This window comes from Paenibacillus sp. FSL L8-0638, from assembly GCF_038593075.1.
Classification (GTDB): domain Bacteria; phylum Bacillota; class Bacilli; order Paenibacillales; family Paenibacillaceae; genus Paenibacillus; species Paenibacillus polymyxa_D.
Map to the genome: position 1 here is coordinate 1107501 of NZ_CP151960.1, position 14381 is coordinate 1121881.

Annotated in this window: 13 protein-coding genes, 14 tRNA genes and 2 rRNA genes (1 of these 29 only partly in view); 24 read left to right on the plus strand and 5 right to left on the minus strand. The window is 46.3% G+C overall.

The features are described 5' to 3' along the window. The 17 genes from MKY35_RS04945 to MKY35_RS05025 form a co-directional block, all read left to right on the plus strand. Positions 1–1041: ribosomal RNA gene (locus MKY35_RS04945) — 23S ribosomal RNA — on the plus strand; it begins 1907 nt to the left of the window's first position. Between the two features lie 150 nt (positions 1042–1191). Beyond that, positions 1192–1308: ribosomal RNA gene (rrf, locus tag MKY35_RS04950) — 5S ribosomal RNA — on the plus strand. A 70-nt stretch (positions 1309–1378) separates the two neighbouring features. Beyond that, positions 1379–1454 (plus strand) — tRNA-Ala (locus MKY35_RS04955). Positions 1455–1458: 4 nt separating this feature from the next. Beyond that, positions 1459–1534 (plus strand) — tRNA-Asn (locus tag MKY35_RS04960). A gap of 3 nt (positions 1535–1537) precedes the next feature. Then, positions 1538–1620: transfer RNA gene (locus MKY35_RS04965), tRNA-Ser, on the plus strand. Positions 1621–1640: 20 nt separating this feature from the next. Next, positions 1641–1712: transfer RNA gene (locus MKY35_RS04970), tRNA-Glu, on the plus strand. A 10-nt stretch (positions 1713–1722) separates the two neighbouring features. Further along, a tRNA-Val gene (locus tag MKY35_RS04975) sits at positions 1723–1798 on the plus strand. 26 nt (positions 1799–1824) lie between these two features. Continuing rightward, positions 1825–1898 (plus strand) — tRNA-Met (locus tag MKY35_RS04980). A gap of 26 nt (positions 1899–1924) precedes the next feature. After that, positions 1925–2001 (plus strand) — tRNA-Asp (locus MKY35_RS04985). A gap of 13 nt (positions 2002–2014) precedes the next feature. Next, positions 2015–2090: transfer RNA gene (locus MKY35_RS04990), tRNA-Thr, on the plus strand. A 4-nt stretch (positions 2091–2094) separates the two neighbouring features. Beyond that, positions 2095–2180 (plus strand) — tRNA-Tyr (locus MKY35_RS04995). Between the two features lie 7 nt (positions 2181–2187). Then, positions 2188–2263: transfer RNA gene (locus MKY35_RS05000), tRNA-Lys, on the plus strand. A gap of 12 nt (positions 2264–2275) precedes the next feature. Continuing rightward, positions 2276–2356 (plus strand) — tRNA-Leu (locus MKY35_RS05005). Between the two features lie 10 nt (positions 2357–2366). After that, positions 2367–2441: transfer RNA gene (locus MKY35_RS05010), tRNA-Gly, on the plus strand. 7 nt (positions 2442–2448) lie between these two features. Further along, positions 2449–2525: transfer RNA gene (locus MKY35_RS05015), tRNA-Arg, on the plus strand. A gap of 12 nt (positions 2526–2537) precedes the next feature. After that, positions 2538–2617, plus strand: a tRNA-Leu gene (locus MKY35_RS05020). A gap of 901 nt (positions 2618–3518) precedes the next feature. After that, complete coding sequence (locus MKY35_RS05025; RefSeq protein WP_029514777.1) at positions 3519–3983, plus strand: hypothetical protein; 465 nt, start codon at positions 3519–3521, stop codon at positions 3981–3983. A 455-nt stretch (positions 3984–4438) separates the two neighbouring features. Here MKY35_RS05025 and MKY35_RS05030 read toward each other — a convergent pair whose 3' ends face one another. Both MKY35_RS05030 and MKY35_RS05035 read right to left on the minus strand, forming a co-directional pair. After that, positions 4439–5269: an SDR family oxidoreductase gene (locus MKY35_RS05030; RefSeq protein WP_342446606.1), complete on the minus strand. Its 831-nt coding sequence runs from the start codon at positions 5267–5269 to the stop codon at positions 4439–4441. Between the two features lie 46 nt (positions 5270–5315). Next, complete coding sequence (locus MKY35_RS05035; RefSeq protein ID WP_342445766.1) at positions 5316–6068, minus strand: SDR family NAD(P)-dependent oxidoreductase; 753 nt, start codon at positions 6066–6068, stop codon at positions 5316–5318. Between the two features lie 167 nt (positions 6069–6235). Here MKY35_RS05035 and MKY35_RS05040 point away from each other — a divergent pair, with 167 nt between their 5' ends. Next, positions 6236–6892, plus strand: coding sequence for a TetR/AcrR family transcriptional regulator (locus tag MKY35_RS05040; RefSeq protein WP_049816862.1), 657 nt, complete (start codon positions 6236–6238; stop codon positions 6890–6892). A gap of 167 nt (positions 6893–7059) precedes the next feature. Continuing rightward, a complete protein-coding gene (locus tag MKY35_RS05045; protein WP_342445767.1) occupies positions 7060–7212 on the plus strand; it encodes a hypothetical protein in 153 nt (50 codons plus the stop codon). Between the two features lie 90 nt (positions 7213–7302). On the opposite strand, the gene MKY35_RS05050 is transcribed toward MKY35_RS05045, so the two are convergent. Continuing rightward, the gene (locus MKY35_RS05050) at positions 7303–8655 is read right to left on the minus strand and encodes an MATE family efflux transporter (protein ID WP_029514780.1); all 1353 of its coding nucleotides are present in this window, start codon (positions 8653–8655) and stop codon (positions 7303–7305) included. 137 nt (positions 8656–8792) lie between these two features. Between MKY35_RS05050 and MKY35_RS05055 the strand changes: the two genes are divergently transcribed. Continuing rightward, on the plus strand, positions 8793–9473 hold the full coding sequence (locus tag MKY35_RS05055; protein ID WP_039269369.1) for a TetR family transcriptional regulator: 681 nt from the start codon (positions 8793–8795) through the stop codon (positions 9471–9473). 118 nt (positions 9474–9591) lie between these two features. Here the strand turns inward: MKY35_RS05055 and MKY35_RS05060 are convergent, their stop codons facing one another. Then, on the minus strand, positions 9592–10443 hold the full coding sequence (locus tag MKY35_RS05060) for an aldo/keto reductase (protein WP_342445768.1): 852 nt from the start codon (positions 10441–10443) through the stop codon (positions 9592–9594). Positions 10444–10637: 194 nt separating this feature from the next. Here MKY35_RS05060 and MKY35_RS05065 point away from each other — a divergent pair, with 194 nt between their 5' ends. Next, on the plus strand, positions 10638–11018 hold the full coding sequence (locus MKY35_RS05065; protein WP_025685981.1) for a helix-turn-helix domain-containing protein: 381 nt from the start codon (positions 10638–10640) through the stop codon (positions 11016–11018). 46 nt (positions 11019–11064) lie between these two features. Here MKY35_RS05065 and MKY35_RS05070 read toward each other — a convergent pair whose 3' ends face one another. Then, positions 11065–12135 carry an SDR family oxidoreductase gene (locus MKY35_RS05070; protein WP_342445769.1) on the minus strand — a complete coding sequence of 357 codons (1071 nt, stop codon included), beginning with the start codon at positions 12133–12135 and terminating at the stop codon, positions 11065–11067. Positions 12136–12487: 352 nt separating this feature from the next. On the opposite strand from MKY35_RS05070, the gene MKY35_RS05075 reads away from it, so the two are divergent. The 3 genes from MKY35_RS05075 (at position 12488) to MKY35_RS05085 (ending at position 14373) form a co-directional block, all read left to right on the plus strand. Next, positions 12488–12943, plus strand: coding sequence for an HAD-IA family hydrolase (locus MKY35_RS05075; RefSeq protein ID WP_342445770.1), 456 nt, complete (start codon positions 12488–12490; stop codon positions 12941–12943). Positions 12944–13118: 175 nt separating this feature from the next. Then, positions 13119–13865 carry an SDR family oxidoreductase gene (locus tag MKY35_RS05080; protein ID WP_165149917.1) on the plus strand — a complete coding sequence of 249 codons (747 nt, stop codon included), beginning with the start codon at positions 13119–13121 and terminating at the stop codon, positions 13863–13865. 160 nt (positions 13866–14025) lie between these two features. Continuing rightward, positions 14026–14373 (plus strand): winged helix-turn-helix transcriptional regulator, encoded by a 348-nt coding sequence (locus MKY35_RS05085; protein WP_019685981.1) that lies wholly within the window; start codon positions 14026–14028, stop codon positions 14371–14373. Positions 14374–14381 lie beyond the last annotated feature (8 nt).

The window sequence follows — 14381 nt, forward strand, 5'->3', positions numbered from 1 at the left end:
GGGGAGTGGTAAGCCCTTCGGGGCGAAGCTATGAACCGAAGCCCCAGTAAACGGCGGCCGTAACTATAACGGTCCTAAGGTAGCGAAATTCCTTGTCAGGTAAATTCTGACCCGCACGAATGGCGTAACGACTTGGGCGCTGTCTCAACGAGAGATCCGGTGAAATTTTAATACCTGTGAAGATGCAGGTTACCCGCGACAAGACGGAAAGACCCCATGGAGCTTTACTGCAGCTTGATATTGAATTTGGGTACGATCTGTACAGGATAGGTGGGAGCCGTAGAACTTTGAGCGCCAGCTTGAAGGGAGGCATCCTTGGGATACCACCCTGATCGTATCTAGGTTCTAACTTGGTACCGTAATCCGGTGCGAGGACAGTGTCAGGTGGGCAGTTTGACTGGGGCGGTCGCCTCCTAAAGAGTAACGGAGGCGCCCCAAGGTTCCCTCAGAATGGTTGGAAATCATTCGAAGAGTGCAAAGGCAGAAGGGAGCTTGACTGCGAGACCTACAAGTCGAGCAGGGACGAAAGTCGGGCTTAGTGATCCGGTGGTACCGCATGGAAGGGCCATCGCTCAACGGATAAAAGCTACCCTGGGGATAACAGGCTTATCTCCCCCAAGAGTCCACATCGACGGGGAGGTTTGGCACCTCGATGTCGGCTCATCGCATCCTGGGGCTGAAGTAGGTCCCAAGGGTTGGGCTGTTCGCCCATTAAAGCGGTACGCGAGCTGGGTTCAGAACGTCGTGAGACAGTTCGGTCCCTATCTGTCGTGGGCGTAGGAAATTTGAGAGGAGCTGTCCTTAGTACGAGAGGACCGGGATGGACGTACCGCTGGTGTACCAGTTGTTCCGCCAGGAGCACCGCTGGGTAGCTATGTACGGAAGGGATAAGCGCTGAAAGCATCTAAGCGTGAAGCCCCCCTCAAGATGAGATTTCCCAGTATGTAAGACCCCTTGAAGACGACGAGGTAGATAGGTTGGGGGTGGAAGTGCAGTAATGCATGGAGCTGACCAATACTAATCGGTCGAGGGCTTATCCTAAGATAAGACGCAATGAGTTTCTGATCCAGTTTTCAGGGTGTAACCTTGAACGTATGTACAAGAGACATACAACAAGCGCATGGCTATTCATTCACACGATATGTGATGAACTGAATAACCGTACGGTAGAATTTGTATAGCAAATTCATGTTTGGTGGCGATAGCGGAGGGGTTCCACACGTACCCATCCCGAACACGACCGTTAAGCCCTCCAGCGCCGATGGTACTTGGACCGCAGGGTCCTGGGAGAGTAGGACGTCGCCAAGCAATCCCATAATGGGGATTTTTTTTCGCCTATCAGGCTATTGATTATACATACAAAATTGATTTTTTAGATGGGGCTATAGCTCAGCTGGGAGAGCGCCTGCCTTGCACGCAGGAGGTCAGGGGTTCGATCCCCCTTGGCTCCACCAATATTCCCTGATAGCTCAGTTGGTAGAGCACTCGACTGTTAATCGAGTTGTCACAGGTTCGAGTCCTGTTCGGGGAGCCATGTGGAGAGTTGGCCGAAGGAGCACGATTGGAAATCGTGTAGGCGCCAAAAGCGTCTCGAGGGTTCGAATCCCTCTCTCTCCGCCAGCTCTTAATAATAGATATATGGCCCGTTGGTCAAGGGGTTAAGACACCTCCCTTTCACGGAGGTAACAGGGGTTCGAATCCCCTACGGGTCATAAGCAGTATGGAGGCTTAGCTCAGCTGGGAGAGCATCTGCCTTACAAGCAGAGGGTCGGGGGTTCGATCCCCTCAGCCTCCACCATTTGAAAAATAAATATTTATTACTGTCGCGGGGTGGAGCAGTTCGGTAGCTCGTCGGGCTCATAACCCGAAGGTCGCAGGTTCAAATCCTGCCCCCGCAATTACTTCAACTAAGGAAGTTTCCTCTGGAACCGTGGTGTAGAGGCCTAACATGCCTGCCTGTCACGCAGGAGATCGCGGGTTCGAATCCCGTCGGTTCCGCCATTTAACTTAATACGCCGGTGTAGCTCAACTGGTAGAGCAACTGACTTGTAATCAGTAGGTTGGGGGTTCAAGTCCTCTCGCCGGCACCATATTGGAGGATTAGCGAAGTGGCCAAACGCATCAGACTGTAAATCTGCTCCCTTACGGGTTCGGTGGTTCGAATCCATCATCCTCCACCAGTTTTACGAGCCATTAGCTCAGTTGGTAGAGCACCTGACTTTTAATCAGGGTGTCGAAGGTTCGAGTCCTTCATGGCTCACCATTATCATTGTATGCGCGTGTGGCGGAATTGGCAGACGCACTAGACTTAGGATCTAGCGTCTTTGACGTGGGGGTTCAAGTCCCTCCACGCGCATCTTGTTTTTGCGGACGTGGCTCAGCGGTAGAGCATCGCCTTGCCAAGGCGAGGGTCGCGGGTTCGATTCCCGTCGTCCGCTCCATTTATTAGTCCCCTTAGCTCAGCTGGATAGAGCGTTTGACTACGAATCAAAAGGTCGGGAGTTCGAATCTCTCAGGGGACGCCATTAACTTCATAAGCCGGTGTGGCGGAATTGGCAGACGCGCGCGACTCAAAATCGTGAGGGAAACCGTGGAGGTTCGAGTCCTCTCACCGGCATCTATTTCGGGATGTAGCTCAATGGTAAAACTCAGCCTTCCAAGCTGGTAGCGTGGGTCCGATTCCCATTACCCGCTTTATATAGATGAAAAAGGAGAGATGGCTTATTTTTATGCCATCTCTCCTTTTTTACTTTTAAACTATTTCTATCGACATTACAAGCAGTAGAAACCCCAAGGCAATCTCCTCCGTTCTTTTGCGTTATTAAGATAGGGCGTACAACTAACGAGGAACGATAGTTAAATAACACACAATGTTGAGCAGGCGCTTCAAGTCTGCTCTTTTTATTAAACTAACGGGCAAGTTAGTTTTAAGTTTACTTCACCAACTCAACACAGAAAGCGCAAAAGTCTGTTGGGAAACTCGACAGACTTTTGCGCTTTAGAAGATGAATTTACCAAGGTTGACTTGTTGGTCCAATGTAAAAGGTATCGTACTCATTTGGTTTACGTATGCGGGTACGCCCCCTTCCATGCAGAGGGTCTTTCCCAAACAAATATGGACTAACGGCCACCATCTGAATGAAAATATCTTTGGCTTGTGAATCTGAACCTCCTTAATGGAAGTACAGGACACAGGCCGAGAGTTTTTTGGTAGGACATACTCTGAGTCCTTAATTTCCCGACTTCAAGGAACTATAGGCAGCATCGTATTATCTCGCTGGTCGAATATTTAAAGCGGTGTTTGTGAATACCAGTCTATGTGAACACTATTTAACAAACTAACAAATTCGCCATTCAAAATCTTCTCTTGAATCAATTTTGGTATACTATGTGGTAGATAAGAGAATTAATTTGAAGTCTGGGTATAAAGATGTTTCTACAACAACTTGAGAAATGAATTTGATTTTGGTGAAATGCGGAAGCTGTTAGGGCGTAAAGAGAGAAGAGGAGGAATGGAAATGTCGTATCTCGTTGATTTTAAAGATGTATCTACGGTTGGTTTAGAGTCTTCACCTGTAGCAGAAGCGCTTGCTGGTTTACGTGCTAATGAAGCCCGTTATTTTATGAACAAGTACAAGTATGAATTTACGGTTGTACCAGCTAGCGAAAGCCAGGAGAGCCTTGATTATGTGAACCGAATTTTGAGAGAAGAACGTGATATTGCGTTTGCGGCTAAACCTTTAGAAACGTCGCGTTTTCAAGTGGAAAATATCCGATTTACCTACGTTTTTTATGAGGATGGTCTTGCAATCAATGTCATGTATACGGTGGATGACCCTAAAAAGCGGGCTGTTGGTTTTAAGCTTTCTGAGGGGATGGAGGTACCAAAGGAGCTAGAAGGGAAGTTTAAGTTTGCTAGGCAGAAGTCTAAACTAGCTGGAACAATTCGGGGTTCGTTTTTTGTAATTAAAGGACAATATTAAAGTAAGCAAAAGCGCAAATGGAGGAATCCAGCACCTTATTCTCTTTGCAAAAAAGTGAAATTAAAGAAAGGGCTATCCCGCAAAAGGATTGCCCTTTTTTGAAAGAATGATGAAAAGCTACCGCTTATCGTATGATTATCAAATAGGAAGATCGCGGGTAGTCTCTGATAAGGAGACTATTTTTTTGAGAACTTGCCCTTTCAGCCAACGCGGTGAACCATACCATAAGTGAAGATGAAAAATTTCCTTGTGGGAAGTGACCTAACAATACGATTAGCCAGAATAGTTTGCTGCGAATGAAGGTAACAACACTTAGTGTGGTATGCACTCGTGTTGATCTTGTTTTAATATCCAAACTTCTATTTCATACATGTTGTTGTTAGTCCATGTCTAGCTTCGCTTTTCTCAAGTGCTTTATTAAGCGGCCCATGATCGATTCTCGGTCTCGTCTCCAATCAGTTGTTGAAGTAGTGAGACTGTTCGAGGTCGTGGATCAGTGCAGGTTGCACAGGCCGCCATCCCAGAAGTTCCTGAGTTGCAACGCTTGATCTCGGGATATCGAGCGCTGCAAGTGTGCTGAGGAAGCCGAAGTGGGTGTCTGCTTCTTCACGTGAAATGCTGACTACAGGCACGTTCAGGTGTTTACCGATAACACTTGCGATGTCGCGAAATGGCACGCCTTCATCTGCGACCCCATTCAGTCGTGAACCGGCGGGTGCCTTTTCTAACGCAAGGCGGTATAGATGTGCGGCGTCAAGGCGGTGCACAGCTGGCCAGCGGTTGGTCCCCCCTTCCACATAGGCTGAGAAGCCCTTCGTTTTGGCAATGTTGATCAGTCTCGGCACAAATCCTGTGTCACCCTCACCGTGTACCGAAGGACAAAGCTCTACGATTGATGTCCGCACTCCGCGCTCAGCCAGCAATAACGCTACGTTTTCTGCTGCCACTCCATTGGCGTGCGTGGTGATCACGAATGGATTACCAGATCCTTCCAGCGCCGCCCCCATCGCCTCAACGGCGTGCAGATCTGCTGTGAGTGCCCTGGCGAAGTTCGAGAAGTCGTGATTAAATGCCAGATGAATAATGCCATCCGCAGCAGCCGCACCACTACGAAGGCTGTCGAGATCGTCGATGTCACCGCGGTGTACTTCGGCCCCGGCCTCTTTTAGTTTCGCAGCGCTATTGTCTGAGCGCACAAGACCGACGACCTGATGACCCGCATCCATGAGTTCGCGGACGACAGCGGAACCGATGTAACCTGTTGCTCCTGTTACGAAAACACGCATCATGAAATCCCCCTTAAGCTACTAACCATTATTGTATAAATTATAATTACCACGCGATGGGTCCATCCTCATCTGAAAACGTTCCTGTTGGACCGTCCGCACCAATCATCGCAAGCCGGACCGCTTCACGCGCCCCTTGTTCAACACTACGAGTGCCAGCAAAATTATTGAGCGCAGTCGATGTAAAACCTGGACATGCCACATTGACCTTGATGTTTGTCGATTCAAGCGCAAAGGCAAAGGCAAGTGTGACCGCATGAACAGCCGATTTTGATGCCGAATAGGCCCCAAACATCGCACGATGTGAGTTTTCCGGAATGGAGTTCCAGCTAAGGGAGCCGCCGGTGCTGCCCATGTTGACGATGCGTGCTGAAGGAGCCTCACGTAAAAGTGGCAACATGGCCTGGGTGACAGCAATGACACCAAAAACATTAGTTTCATAAACCGAACGAATGTCTTCGAGCGAAGCAACGGTCAAAAGACCGCTCGTCGCGCCACTGCTCGGAAACGGATCGCCCGGTTTACCTGCGTGTGATATGGCCGCATTGTTCACAAGTACATCGAGATGACCAAATTCGTTCCGAATACGCTCTGCTGCAGCAACAATGGAGTCCTGATCGGTAACGTCGAGCTGGAGAGCGTGCGCATCCGAACCGATGCTTTTGGAAGCAGTTTCTCCATTTTCGAGGCTGCGTGATCCGACGAGCACGGTGAAGCCGTGTTCCGCTAGATCCTTCGCAATTTGTAAACCTATTCCTTTATTGGCGCCAGTGATCAAGGCAACGGGTTTGTCCTGCATGGTTGTAATCTCCTTTTTGGTGTGGGATACCATCTATATATTTCCTGTTGGATGTGGGATAATGATATTAAATCACATAAAAACGAAACTGTAAAGTTCCGGAACTAATCGGTTTCTAAATATATATTTTAAAAGGAGCTAAGTTTATGAGTAAAATAAAAAAGAAAATGTCTGAGAGGGGCGAATTATCTGAGGTCGTGGCAGAAAAGCCTGCGCAAGCATTGGGCCGCAAGCGAGATCACACGCGGGATGATAAAATCCTTGAGGCGACAATCGACATCCTCGCCGATACGAGTTTCGATGGTATGACAATGGACATGGTCGCGGCTCGAGCAAAGGCTGGGAAGGCGACGGTTTACCGCCGCTGGTCTTCCAAGGCGGAGTTAGTCCGAGACGCCTTGGCCTGGATGAATCGGAATCATCTTGAGCTCGAAAGCTTGCCTGATACAGGAACCTTGCGCGAAGATCTCCTCGTGCTTTTGAAGCCGCAATCAATCGCGGAAGAAGAACGCAAATTTCGAGTCCTAGCGGGCCTAGGCTCCTTTTTGCAGCATCCGGAATTTGCCGAAGCAGGAACAGCCGGGATTTTCGAGCCATGGGTTGTTGTGAACCGTGAGCTTATGAACCGAGCCGTCGTCCGCGGTGAAATTCCCGCTCACGCAGACATTGAGATGGCTTGCCAGGTCATTACTTCAATGGCTTCTTTTCGCGGACTCATCCAGCGCAAACCGTTCGACAAGCCTTTCTTCACAGCGCTAATCGATGGCATTCTACTGCCTGCACTCAAAAACCCGCAAACAGCTCCAAATATCATGGACAGATGATGACCAGGCGCTTACCAGAAGAATCTACAAGGTGGATCAATCACAGAAATGATTCAACTAACGGGAAACGATATTTGAATTTAGAACAGGGAGCACACTGCCGCGGCAAATGCTCCCTCTTTCATGGAAGTAACGGGCAGTACAGGTTAATACAGTAGCGTTGAAAAATGAAATATAAGGGATTAGGAGGCACGGATTTGCTCGTCTCGAAGTTTGCGCTGGGAACGATGATCTTCAGAGGTAAGAACTTTCCGATGAGTGTGTCGATGGGGGCGCTGAATAAGCAAGATCGTGCAGGTAGGGGGCATTTTCCTTTTTAAAATGACAATTGCCCTATTCCCCGTCCATGTACCTAAAAAAGGCAGGGTCGGGGAGTGTCCTATCCTGCCTTCTTGGGTGTTATATGTTTTCTACTGTACTAACTTATCCAATTCTGGCTGCAATTTGGTCCGCAAAACATACAACATGATGGCACCAACAAGGAATGCGACCGCATCCGCAATGACAAGCGACCAGACCACCCCGTGGAAGCCGTTCATTTGATTGGCGATAAACAACACAGGAATCAGAGTAATTCCTTGAATAATTGACATAATAAACGCGGCAGTTCCTTGCGCTGATGCTTGGAAGATCCCGGTAAACAATGTGGTCATTCCTGTAATGAACAAGGATAGGAACGTCACATGTAGAATGTAGCTGCCCATTCCAATTAATTGCGAGTCATTTGTAAATAAACCAATTAAGTGGTCGGAAATCAAATAGACGATGATGCCGAATACGACCGCTAACGCCACAATCACTTTGATCGTAAATCCAATGGTATTCTTCATGCGTAATTTATTCGCTGTGAATGAGAAGGCAATCAACGGCACGACTCCCTCGCATAAGCCCATCAGAATAAACTCAGGAAATTGCAATAAACGTGATGAAATTCCGTAAGCCGCTACGGCCTGATCCCCGTATTCGACAAGAAAATGGTTAAAGATGAGCGACATTGCACCCAAAAAGATACTCATAATAAAGACGGGAACTCCGATTTTGAATACATTGCTCAGAATGTCCTTGGTAGCCTTGAACCATTTTACGGAGACGGTTAAGAATTGGCTCTTATATCCCATATGGAAGGCGTAGAATGCACTCGCAACCAAGTTAGAAATGACCGTAGCAGACGCAACGCCGATCACATCCCAATGGAGCACGAAGATGACTAACGCGTCGAGAATAATATTTATAACAACACTGAGAATCATACCGATCATCGACGTGATTGCTGCGCCCTCCGAACGCACGATATTCTCCAGTGTGAAGAATAATACGACGAATGGTGAGCCAATAAGCATAATCGTGACATAGTCCTTCGTGAATCCGAAGGAGTCAGACGTTGCTCCCAGGCCATGAACGATTGGATTGATCAACGGGAGACCCACGGCCATCACGATAAGACCGAGAACTAAACTGCTGTAAAAGGCAAATGAAGACACATGCTTTACCTCATCATATTTTTTCTCTCCTAGCAAACGGGAGATGAATGTACCGCTACCCATGCCAATCAAATTGCCTAGCGCCATAATGATTGCGAATAACGGCAGGGTCAGTGCGAGTGCGGTTAACATGGCAGTATTGTGAAGTGTACCAAGGAAATAGGCATTCAAGATGGAATAAATGACACTCATTGACGTGCCTAGCATCATGGGTATAGCGAAGTGAGCTACGGCTTTTGCGACCGGTGCTTTTTCAAAGTAATGGAGGTTTTCTGCATCCATGCGGATCACTACTTTCTCTATTTATTTTGCCTTTCAGTCTAACACTGTTAGGTTGTGCCTTACAGTGTTAGATGGTATCATGAACCAATGAACCTGTAAAGCATAAACTTACACTGTTAGATAAAAGGGCGGATGACATGAAAAAGCAGCAACCTCAGATTTCGGAGGATAAGATTTTGGAAACCTCGTGGGAGCTTCTTGGAGAGGAGGGCATCGAGAAATTAAGCATGAGACGATTGGCCGACAGGTTAGGGATTCAGGCTCCCTCTCTGTACTGGTACTTCAAGAGCAAACAGCATCTCTACCAGCGTCTGGCCAACCAGGTATCGAAAATGATTCTGGAAGAGTTCCACTCCGAGGGGGAATGGAAGGAGCAGCTGACAGGGCTTGCGGTAACGGTACGGAACGTGCTCAGCCGATATCCCTGCTCCACGCAGCTCATGATGATGACGCTGCCCCACGAACCGGACATCATCCGGTTCACCAACCGTATGCTGCTCTGCGTGGAATCGACGCCGCTTGAGCAAGAGCAGAAAATGCAAGTGGTTACTACGCTTGTGAACTATGTCTTCTATTTCGTTCTAGACGATTATCAGCATGAGCGTAATGTCTCCGCTATCTTTAAGGACCAGAAAGCGCATCCGGGTGAGGAGATGATTCGCCTTCTGGACTCCATGAGCGAGACGGATGTGGGACTGTTTCGGAGGATGTTCACGAACGGGCTGTTCAATCTGATGGGAACCGACGGGGCGTTTGAGTTCGGCTTGAAGCTGATTCTGTTGGGGATTGAGCAGGTGATAAAGGAGCAGGAGAAGTAGTATGTAAAAACCGCCCATCCGGTTATTGGATGGGCGGTTTCAATTAGGTTTACGTTTACCCTAAATTGTTGGTTCTTTTGGCGTAATCAAAACCTACGGGTGATCTTTTGAAAGAGGGTTAGATATCGAGTTTACGGGTACCGATCCATTTCACCATGTCAGGATCGCGATGTGAAAAGAACAGGCTCTGTTTCGTATCTAACGTAGTAATCGACTCCATATCCTCTTGGCTTAACTCAAAGTCAAAGATATTGAAGTTTTCGATAATTCTCTCTTTAGGAACAGACTTTGGAATCACAACAACTTCTCTTTGTGCCAACCAGCGTAAAACCACCTGAGCAACGGATTTATTATACTTTTCAGCTATGGATACCAATATTTCATGCTGGAACAAGTTGTTTTTCCCTTCAGCAAAAGGCGCCCAGGATTCGATCTGAACATTATTCTCTTTCATAAATTTTGCATGTTCAATTTGCTGGTTGAATGGGTGCGTTTCAACCTGATTTACGGCAGGAACTACTTCATTATGAATAATCAAATCGATCAGGCGATCCTCATGGAAGATACTAACGCCGATTGCACGGACCTTTCCATCACGATACAATTCCTCCATAGCGCGCCAAGAACCAAACACATCTCCATATGGCTGGTGAATTAAATACAAATCCAAATAGTCCAACTGCAATCTTTCCAGTGATTTTTCAAATGCCTTTTTTGTACGCTCATAACCAGTATCCTGAACCCAAAGTTTCGTAGTGATAAATAACTCCTCTCTTGCCACGCCACTACGTTTGATCGCTCTGCCAACTGCTTCTTCATTTAGATAAGAGGCAGCGGTATCAATCAGCCGATAGCCTGCCATAATAGCGTCATAAACACTTTGTTCACATTCATTTGCATCTTGGATCTGATAAACACCAAAACCGAGTATAGGCATCTCAATCCCATTGTTCAAAGTTACTTTTTGCATATAAAATCCTTAGTATTAGGGAAATACTTTTACGGAATGTAAGCAAAACTTAATTTAATTCGGGGTCAACTAACGGGCAGGATAGCCTAATATTTTGGTTGTCGTTATAATGTTTAATAGGGACATTTAATATCTCCAATTCATCAGGAGTTACCAATGACCTGTTTCGAAATATTCGAAAAGGGGCAAGTTGTGTGAAAAAGACTGAAAAAATTTACAACACCGCAGTTGAGGCAACTTTAGAGGTAATTGGTGGGAAATGGAAACCTGTTATTCTCTTTCATTTGACATTCGGTAAGAAACGTAATAATGAATTTAAGAGCTTGATTCCCGCAATTACTCAAAAGATGTTAACGCAGCACCTTCGGGAGCTTGAAGAAGAGGGCGTCATCTTACGTATTTCTTATAATCAGGTACCACCTAGAGTTGAGTATGAGTTGACAGACTACGGCTGGAGTCTAAAGGAACTCCTACATCTGATGTGCCGTTGGGGGGATTCGCATATAGAGAGAAAGTACGAGGGAAAGGCTACTGTTCTGGCTAATCCAATGCTTACAGACGTGAATAACAGTTAAGAAACCGACCCAATACAAGGTCGGCTTTCTTATTTTATACGGTAGTTTACGGGATGACTTTACGCTTGCGGAAGTCGTTGAAGATGTTCATAAACATTGCTTCGGTATCGACGAATTCGTGAAAGCCTAAACGACGAGCCTTAGTTCCGTCGGCAAAAAAATCGTAATCCCATGCAAACACGAAATCGCCGAATAGCCAAGAGGAAACGTCTTTATAGGAATTCCGAGCAAGCCCATGCTTCTCAACCATTTTGTTCCAAAGCTGCTCCTTGTCCTCCATGACAACGTCCAGAGACATTTGCAACGGAGGGGCTGTTTCCATACCAAAGTATTGAGCGATCTTCGGCCATAACTCATTCCAACGGAACAGATCGCCGTTCGTAATGTTGAATGCCTGATTCGCACAGCGCTGGTCGGTCGCCGCCCATACTGTTGCCTTTGCGAGAAGCCCAGCGTCTGTCATCTCCAAGAGGCTGTTGTAAGCTCCTGACTTACCTGGAAACCGCAAAGGTATTCCAAGTTCCTTCGAAATTGAAGCGTAAATCGCTATGACCATTGCGAGGTTCATCGGATTTCCAAGCGAGAAGCCGCAGACTACAGAAGGACGGAGTGCAGACCAAGTCCAAGCCTTACCTTTTTGCCGTTGTTCTAAAAAATCTTGCTGATCAATATTGAACTCAGGAGGCATGTGGTTAGCGTCTGTCTCACGAGCAGGAGTTTTGAACGGGCCGAGATGTGCGCCGTATACCTTATATCCCTGCATCAGACTGACATGTTTCAAGCCCGGCGCGATTGGTTCGATCACTTCTACGATGTTCACTAACATGGCGAGGTTCGGTGGAACAAGTTCAGCCCAAGTTTGACGGTCTTGGTAAGCAGCATAAAAAATGTGTGTTACCCCAGTTAAATCGCTTAACTTCTCGTGAAGATCGTCTATATTGAGTAGATCCGCAGCCACATATCGAACATGGTTGCTAGATTCTCCACCGCGACGCGATACGCCGATCACGTCCCAATCAGGAAGAGAGATGAGGTGATCAATGAGGTTGCGACCGATAACACCATTCGCACCTACGACCAAGGCGACTTTGCGTGTTGTTGTAGATTCATTATTCATAGTGTTTCAGCTCCTTCTGTACTATTCTTTCTTTGTACAACATTATTTTGCATCAACTAACCATACATAGGAAGTACGCACATTAAAGTGACATAAGCACTTTAAAGTAATCGAGGTATATTTAGACGAAAAGAAGGCAGTCAACTCTCTCTTTGCTTTCTTAATCATTATGGTAGTTAGGTATACTCGGCGCTAGCTTTCAAAGGTAGTTTAAGTTAACGGAAGACGATAGTTCAAATAATATAGACTGCTGGCATGATTCGGCAGTCTATTCAGCTAACGGGCAGGATAGTTCAAATACGTGGTATCATGTGGTGAGTAATTAATGGAGCCCTCTTTTACAATGTTGAGAATGGGGGAAATCGTGGTCGGCTTGGAATGGGAAGGTTTGTATAGAGAATTGTTGGGAGATGGAAACCAATTGCTTATGGAAGGCGCAATGGATGTCTGTCATCGCTTATCAAAGACCCATCGAATGTTCGTAATCACGAATGGTATCACTCACACGCAAATCAAACGCTTGAAGCAGTCTGGGCTATATAAGTTTTTCGAGGATATCTTTGATTCGCAAAGCATTGGTTATCAAAAACCGAAGGAAGAATTTTTCAATTACGTCATAAGTCATATTTCAGAATTTAATAGAAAGGATGCGCTTGTCATTGGAGATTCATTAAATACGGATATCAAAGGTGGTCTTCAGTCGGGCATTGACACCTGTTGGGTCAACAGAACCGGACAAATAAGTCCGGCAGAAATTAAAAGCACATATACAATCTCAAACTTAATGGAGCTCACTTCCATCTGTTAGGCTGTAAAAACAAACGCTTGTGCCGCCTCAATTATCACTTTTTGGTGACTATATCACAAAAAAGTGGGTACTGTTTTTCTTGTAACTTTTCCCCCATACTATCGTTCATAGGAGGTTCATGAAGCAGACAGAGCATCCTATACCATATAAATCATTATAAAAGGAGTGTAATAGAATGGGGAAATTTGACGGGAAGGTAGCAGTTGTAACCGGAGGTACAAGCGGCATCGGTCTCGCGTCGGCACAACAGTTCGTAAAAGAAGGGGCTTACGTTTTTATCACGGGACGCAGACAACGTGAACTGGATGAAGCAGTAAAGCAGATCGGAAAGAATGTTACAGGTGTCCGAGGTGACATATCTAAATCGGAAGATCTAGATATATTATTCGAAACAGTTAAGCGAGAAAAGGGACACTTGGACATTCTCTTTGCAAATGCCGGACTAGGGTCATTGCTTCCATTAGGAGAAATTACAGAAGCACAATACTACAAGACTTTCGATGTCAACGTGAAAGGAACCATCTTTACAGTACAAAAGGCATTAGCTTTGTTTCCAAATAAAAGAGGTTCGATTATTCTAACGGGATCCACTGCTGGCTCGACGGGGATGCCAGCGTTTAGTATCTATGGTGCATCCAAGGCAGCGATCAGACAGCTCGTCCGCAGCTGGATTCTTGATATGAGAGGGACCGAAATTCGTATAAACATCCTTAGTCCGGGAACAATCGTAACGCCGGCGTACGATGAGTTATTTGGCTCTGAACTAGATCATTTACTGGAACAGGCAAAAAATGATATTCCGCTCGGCAGAGTGGGGCAGGTTGAAGAGATCTCCAATGCTGTCATGTTCCTAGCCTCTAATGAAAGCAGCTATATGAACGGCGTTGAATTATTCGTAGATGGCGGAGTTGCTCAAGTTTAACCAGGACATAATAATTTTCAAACGACAAAGATTTTTAAATCAACTTAAATGCGATTGTATTATCCCCTCCATGTAACGTTCAATTTTTCCTTCAGTGATCCTTGAAGGATCAAGCGATACATGAAGGGGATATTCTTAGATCGGGAGATGGTGCATTGATATGAAAACATTTTTCTGTGAACTGGAAGTTACACTAGAGGTTATCGGAGGAAAGTGGAAGGGGCTTGTTCTGTACTATTTAATAAAAGGACCTAAACGGACGGGAGAGCTTAAGCGACTCGTTCATAATATATCGCAAAAGATGCTGATTCAAACTCTTCGGGAACTGGAAACAGACGGATTAATTCGCAGAAAGATGTACAATCAGGTACCGCCTAAGGTGGAATATTCAACGACGGAACTGGGTCAATCACTTGAACCCATTTTGAGATCGCTTTGTGATTGGGGGGGGAATTACGCAGAGCAATCCTTCGCTCCGGGCGAGATTGAGATTTTGTATCTGGATTAACTGTCGGG